We start from the raw sequence: 6,511 nt of genomic DNA on the forward strand, positions 1-6,511 counted from the left end.
CGATGGCCGACAAGGCCCGTTTTGGCGGCGGTGTCACAGTCACCAACGTTATTTGTGCGGTGACCGACGAGAATTTTCCTTCCCGCACCGTAGACCCGCAAACCGCCAGCTGAGCGTGGTTTCGAATCCAGAAATGTGTCGGAGCTGCCCGATACAGTCCATCCCATGACAGAACGCCAGCCAACAGCCGGCTCGAACGCTGTCCCAGCTGTCGTGTCGGGTGGCGCTGCGGTGTTTCCGGACCTGACACCCGAGGTTGCCGCTCGGATCGAGCGGTCGATGGCTGCATCGCGGTCCGCCGGTACCCGCCGGGCCTACAGCTCGGCGTGGCGACGCTTCGAAACCTGGTGCACCGCCACCGGACAGATCCCGCTACCGGCGCACCCCGCGACGGTGGCGGCATACCTCGTCGCCGCGGCCGACACACTCACCGTCGACGGCACGCGGGCGTACGCGCCGGCGACGTTCGGCAAATGGATTGCAGCGATCACCGACCGCCACCGCAGCGCCGGCTACGACAATCCGTGCGGACACGAAATGGTGAGAGCGACTCTGGCAGGTGTTCGTCGGGATTATGCGTCAGCGGGGGAGCGGCCCCGCAACCCGCGGGCACCTCTGTTGACTTCCGACATCACCACGATCGTCGACCACGCGCGCCGCAGTGCTGTCGGGTGGGCGTCTGCGGTGCTCGAGCGCCGCGACACTGCGCTGCTGCTGATGGGCTACACCGGCGCGTTTCGTCGCAGTGAACTCGTGGCGCTCGAATGCCGCGATGTCCGCCGCGACCGTCTCGACGGCGCGCACGTACGGATTCGGGCGTCGAAGACCGATCAGGACGGCGTCGGGGCCGTCAAAGCCCTACCGTTCACCGGCCGCCACGAATCCTGCCCGGTCTGCGCGTGGGTACGTTGGCTGCAGGTCGTCGCCGCGTTCGACACCGGCGGCAGAGTCGCCGTCATCCGACTGCTCTCTCGCGCAACAGACTTCGACTCTCATGTCTGCCGGGGGACTCTACCTACGGCCGACAGACGATCGCCACTGTTTCGATCTGTTCGCAAGAACGGCAACCTTTCCGACTCAGCCCTGTCCGGAGCTGCGGTGCATGCGGCGATCCGTCGACGAGCTACTCGAGCTGGATACGATCCCGACACCGTCGCCCAACTCGGTGGGCACTCCCTCCGTTCCGGCTTCGTCACGCAAGCCTTCCGCAACGGTGCCGATGCACATGCGATCATGCGCCAGACCGGGCACACCACACCCGCAATGGTCGAAACATATGCCCGCGAGCACGCTCCTCTGGTCGGCAACGCGGTCACCGAACTCGGTCTATGACCGGGCACGTGACTGCATCCGTGAGCGGCGGCGGGTCGACCGGGGCAGATACTGACCACGACGACCGCGCCGGTTCGAGACGACCAGCGGATATCGCGAACGTGGCGGTGCCGAAGCGTGATCGGAACACGTGGTCTCTGTTCGAGGACTGGTGCACCGCCCATGACGAACCCCCACTGGCGGCCTCTCCGGAGTCACTTGCTCGGTTCCTCCACGCGCACCCCGCCGCGTCGACGACCCAACGCCGCCGGATCGCGGTGATCGACGCCGCCCATTCTCGGCAACTGTTACCCCCTCCGGGGCGTGCGGAGATCGTTCGGGCTGCGCTGGACGTGGCGCGTACGGCGCGCCTGCACGAGCTGGCAGCCGTGATCGGCGGTATCGTCGCCCGCCTCCCCGAATCCGGTTGGCCGTCAGAACTGTTCGCGCGGCGAGACGCCCTCGTCCTGATCCTCGCTTCGACCGGTCTGCCGTACACCCAGATCGCGGCCCTGCGGCACTGCGACGTCACCGCCGATCCGAGGATCGACGCCCTTCGTATCGACACAGGCCGCGGCGTCCACACTGTCACTTCCCCCGTACTGACGGGGGCGGGTATCTCGCCGCGGATGGTGTATCAGCGCTGGTTGGAGGTGCTGGGCTACCACACGCGGTATCCGAGCACCCGAATGCTCGCCGACGCTCTCGATGCCGGGGGCGGTACCGGGCTCAGCGGATTCGACCGGTATGTCGATCCGGCCGATCGACAGCCGCTGTCGACTGCGATCGACCGGTGGGGCCACACCCCGTTGACTGCGACCCCACTGACGTCCCGTGCGGTCGCCGACATCGTTCGTGCCCACCTGGACGGGCGAGCACCTGTGCACCGACTCCACTCGGTGCAGGCACGGCAACCGAGCGCACATCTCGTCCCGCAGCCCGCCTCGGCTTCGGTACTCGACCCCGGATACTACGAATACGGGACCCGGGCACGCCGGGACGCGCACGAGCTACTCGGTGGCGTCGATTCAACGCTCGACGACGTCGAAGACCGTGCGGATGCACTGCTGAAGCGGCTTCTCGAGTTCGTCGAGGCAGAAGTGCCGGAATATGGTCGGCCGCTCGTGCCGCGGCCATCGTCCTTGCCCGTTCAGGACACCTTTCGGGCGTGAAGACGCTCGACGAGACCGAGAGTGAACCGGTCGATGTCCTCGATAGAGAAGCTCTCGTCACCGGTGATCGCGATCGAGGGCCGGCGCAGAAAGTGCTCGCCACCGACCGGGACGCTCACCAGTTCCAGAAGGCGTTGGATCCATCGAACCGGCCTGATCGACGAGGCGACGTGATCGGCGAGGAGCAACGTTCCACCCGGACGCAGCACTCGCGACATTTCCGCGAGCGCGATGTCCGTGGCGGGGATGGCGCAGAGCGAGAACGTGCACACCACCGTGTCGAAAGATGCATCGGGAAAATCCAGAGCGTGAGCGTCCCCGAGAGCTAGGCGAGCGTCGGGTCTGACGCCGGCGGCCCGAGTATGCGCCTGCGCGAGCATGTCCGGGCTTAGCTCGATTCCGGTCAACGACGTCCCTGCCGGGTAGTGCTCGAGATTGAGTCCCGTTCCCACTGCGACCTCGAGAACCTGGCCTCGGGCGCGACTGCAGATCCAGGACCTGGTGTCGCGGAAAAGGACTCGGTCGAGAAAGGTCATGTGCTTGTCGTAACCGGCCGCTTGCTTGTCCCAGAATCGCTGCCACCGGGCGAGACGGTGCGTCGAATCGCCGACCATCGCTCAGTGCTCTCGGCCGGGAGCGATGGGTGCCGCGGCGGTGCGTGAGGCCCCGGACTCGGGGTGCGCCGCGAGATAACGCTTCTTGACCAGTTCCGATACCTGCGCTTTGCGGGGGTTCGTCAGATCGCGCGGCAGCATGTGCCGTACGAGGCGTCGTTGCCGATTCTCTTCCATGTACGAGGCGGTGAAGAACACCGAGAGCAGGACCGCCAGGAGCACCATGGCACCACGCAACCACAGTTCACCCGGAAAGAACATGAACACGGCGTAGATGGGAAGAAACGGAACCTGGCCGCGAATCAGGTGCCGAACCACGGCGTGATCGCCCGTCAGATCGTGGGCCACCCAGTCCGTCATGGTCGAGGGCAGAGTGCGGCCGAAGGCGTAGCCGACCCACTGCCACGGCGTAGGGCGGGTCCTGTCGCGGTTCACCGGGTCGGCGTCATTGTGCTCTGGCGCATCCCCAGCCGCCGCATTGCCAAGCTGGCCGGGCACCATCCGACTGCCGAGTACAGCAGCAGATTCCCGCCGACGAATGCTGTCAGGGCATGCCAGCGGCGGTCGTGAAGGGATCCGGCGGCGAGGCTGGCAAGGACCATGGTGCCCGCCAGGGCGGGGACTGCGCGTTCGATACTCGGTCCGCCAGGACCGGTGGGAGTGTCGGTGCATGACATGCGGTAGATCCTCGCTTCTGTGAGTGTGGTGCGGCACCACATGTATACCCCAGGGGGTAGGTGTCAACATTCAGCATACCCCCTGGGGTACCATGCTAGGGTTCCTCCATCTTCCCGACCAGTAAGGACATGATGTGAGTTCTACGGACGTTCGAACCGACGAGAGTTCTGCAGACAGCTCGCCGCCAGGGATCACCGGCGGGCCGTTGGCGCGATTCGGTGCGCGCATGGCAGGCAATTTCAAGTGGGTGGTCACCGCGTGGCTCGTGGTCATCATCGGATTGGGAGCGTTTGCCCCGTCGGTGTTCGGCTCTCTCGCCGGTGCCGGTTGGCAATCCAACGGATCGGAGTCGGTCCAGGTTCGCGAACTCGCACAGGAGCACTTCGGCGGGAACTCTTCTGCCGCGATACAGGTGGTCGTGCACTCGGACACCGAGCAGGTGACCGATCCCGCTGTCGCGGCTGTCATTTCCGAGGTCACCGACATTCTGGCCGCTGACTCGCGGATTTCCGAGGTGATCGCCCCGCAACCGGGGATGTCGATCAGTCCCGACGGGCACACCGGAATCCTCATCGGTGGAGCGAACGGGACGACCGACGAGATGGTGAAGGCCGTCGACGATCTCAAGGGCGACTTGACCGCAGCCTCCACGGACTCGATCGAGGTCTACCCGACCGGAGCATCGGCACTGTGGAGTGACTTCAACAAGGCCAACCACGACGCGATGATCAAGGCCGAAATCATCTCCTGGCCCGTCACATTGGCGATCATGGTGCTCGCGTTCGGATCCCTCGTCGCGGCAGGTCTGCCCCTGCTGTTGACGCTGGCCGGTCTGGTCGCATCCGCGGGTGGCCTGGTTCTGCTGAACGAAATCACGCCGATCTCGGTGTGGGCCATGAACTTTGCGATGATGTTCGCGCTGGCGCTCGGTATCGACTACGCGCTCTTCCTCGTCGTTCGATTCCGGGATGCGCTCCGAAAGACCATCGACGCCGGACGGATCGACCCGCAGCGTGCAGTGGCAGAAACTATGGACACGGCAGGCAAAGCAGTCCTGCTGTCCGGTCTGACCGTGCTGATCAGCTTATCTGCCGTGCTTCTCGTACCAGCACCTGCGGTACGCACGATGGCCGTGGGCATCATGCTCGCGGTGGTGTTCGTGCTCGCGGCCACCCTCACACTGCTCCCCGCAGTGCTGGGCAAGCTCGGAGCCAAGGTCAATGCCGGCTCCCTCCCGTACGCGAAGCGTCAGGTGCACCGTTCGCCGAAATTCGCGTCCTGGGGTCAGTTGCTGCACAAGCATCCGTGGCCGTTCGCCATCGGCTCGCTGTTGATTCTGGTGGCGCTGTCGATTCCGGCACTCGGTCTCAAGGTCGCCATGCCGTCCATTTCGGTTGTGCCCGAGGACGCTCCGGTCCGGCAGGGCTACGAATTGGTGCAGGCACAGATGGGTGAAGGTGCACCAGGCATGCTGCAGATCATCGCCCCCACATCGGAGGCGGAGCAGACCGCGCAGATCGCAGCGAGCGTCGACGGCGTATCGATGGTGACGCCGCCCATGCCCGCCATGGACGGATCCGACTTCGTCATGCTGCAGGCCATCCCGAACGTGGACCCGTCGGACCCCGCACTCGAGACCACACTCGACGCCTTGCGTGCCGAGCTGCCCGAGGGAGCGATCGTCGGCGGTGCACCCGCAGAGAACCTGGACCTGCAGACCGCGTTGAACGAGTATCTGCCGATCGTGGTGTCGGTGATCCTCGTACTCGGATTCCTGCTGCTGCTGATCGCGCTACAGGCACCGCTGATCGCCCTGCTGGGGACCGTGGTCAGCCTGCTGTCCACCGGAGCGGCATTCGGTGTGGCGAAGCTGATCTTCCAAGACGGTCACGGCTCGTCGCTACTCGGATTCACCCCGCAGGGATTCCTGAACGGCTGGGGCCCGGTGTTCTTCTTCGCGATGATCTTCGCAATCGCGATGGACTACACGGTGTTTCTGCTGTCGAGCGTCAAGGAACACTACGAGAACACCGGTGATCCGCACGGTTCTCAGGTCGACGGAATGGCGCATTCGGGTCGGGTGATCTTCGCGGCGGCAGCGGTGATGATCGCGGTGTTCTTTTCGTTCGCGCTCGCCGAACCACTGCCACCCAAGGAGATGGGCATCATTCTGGGTGTCGCCGTACTGTTGGACGCCATTCTCATCCGCTTGGTTCTGCTGCCGGTTCTCCTGCGCCTGACCGGCCACGCCGCATGGTGGTCACCCACGTGGCTACGAGCAGTACTACCCAAGATCGGCTTCTCGCACAGCTGAGTGTCAGCAATCTCGAGCAACACAGTGGTGGCCGATACCGTCCGGCGTCGGCCACCACGACCACCCTTACCCCTAGGGGTAACCTGGAGTTTCATCGAACGAAGGACTGAACGACATGACCGGTGACACCGAAAGCATCGCATTGGTATTGAACCGTCTGCGGCGTGCGCAGGGTCAGCTCGCAGGAGTGATCTCGATGATCGAGAGCGGTCGTGACTGCAAGGACGTCGTCACCCAACTGGCCGCGGTGTCGAAGGCTCTCGACCGGGCAGGCTTCAAGATCGTCGCCACCGGACTGCGTGAGTGCATCACCGGAGCGGAAACAGGGGAGAAGATGACCGAAGCGGAGCTCGAGAAGCTCTTTCTCGCCCTCGCCTGACAACGGTCCGATCACCCCCGCATCGATGTACGGGGGTGATCGG

General features: G+C 64.7%; 7 protein-coding genes. 4 read left to right on the forward strand and 3 right to left on the reverse strand.

The features are described from left to right. Positions 1–165 precede the first annotated feature (165 nt). Both AC1Q61_RS23360 and AC1Q61_RS23365 read left to right on the forward strand, forming a co-directional pair. Positions 166–1,332, forward strand: a complete 1,167-nt coding sequence (locus tag AC1Q61_RS23360) for a site-specific integrase (RefSeq protein WP_492651358.1) — start codon at positions 166–168, stop codon at positions 1,330–1,332. 8 nt (positions 1,333–1,340) lie between these two features. Further along, a complete protein-coding gene (locus AC1Q61_RS23365) occupies positions 1,341–2,483 on the forward strand; it encodes a site-specific integrase (RefSeq protein ID WP_347873414.1) in 1,143 nt (380 codons plus the stop codon). Here AC1Q61_RS23365 and AC1Q61_RS23370 read toward each other — a convergent pair. The 3 genes from AC1Q61_RS23370 to AC1Q61_RS23380 are packed head-to-tail and all read right to left on the reverse strand — an operon-like array spanning position 2,462 to position 3,774. After that, a complete protein-coding gene (locus AC1Q61_RS23370; protein WP_347873413.1) occupies positions 2,462–3,097 on the reverse strand; it encodes a class I SAM-dependent methyltransferase in 636 nt (211 codons plus the stop codon). The genes AC1Q61_RS23365 and AC1Q61_RS23370 overlap by 22 nt on opposite strands. Before the next feature lie 3 nt (positions 3,098–3,100). Further along, positions 3,101–3,532: a DUF5313 family protein gene (locus AC1Q61_RS23375; protein ID WP_347873412.1), complete on the reverse strand. Its 432-nt coding sequence runs from the start codon at positions 3,530–3,532 to the stop codon at positions 3,101–3,103. Continuing rightward, positions 3,529–3,774 (reverse strand): YgaP family membrane protein, encoded by a 246-nt coding sequence (locus AC1Q61_RS23380; protein ID WP_347873411.1) that lies wholly within the window; start codon positions 3,772–3,774, stop codon positions 3,529–3,531. The genes AC1Q61_RS23375 and AC1Q61_RS23380 overlap by 4 nt, the downstream gene beginning before the upstream one ends. A 134-nt stretch (positions 3,775–3,908) precedes the next feature. Here AC1Q61_RS23380 and AC1Q61_RS23385 point away from each other — a divergent pair, with 134 nt between their 5' ends. Then, positions 3,909–6,089, forward strand: coding sequence for an MMPL family transporter (locus AC1Q61_RS23385; protein WP_347873410.1), 2,181 nt, complete (start codon positions 3,909–3,911; stop codon positions 6,087–6,089). 115 nt (positions 6,090–6,204) lie between these two features. Next, positions 6,205–6,468 carry a metal-sensitive transcriptional regulator gene (locus tag AC1Q61_RS23390; RefSeq protein WP_042925979.1) on the forward strand — a complete coding sequence of 88 codons (264 nt, stop codon included), beginning with the start codon at positions 6,205–6,207 and terminating at the stop codon, positions 6,466–6,468. Positions 6,469–6,511 lie beyond the last annotated feature (43 nt).

The sequence above is a fragment of the Rhodococcus sp. MPR-R1B genome (genome assembly GCF_058793255.1).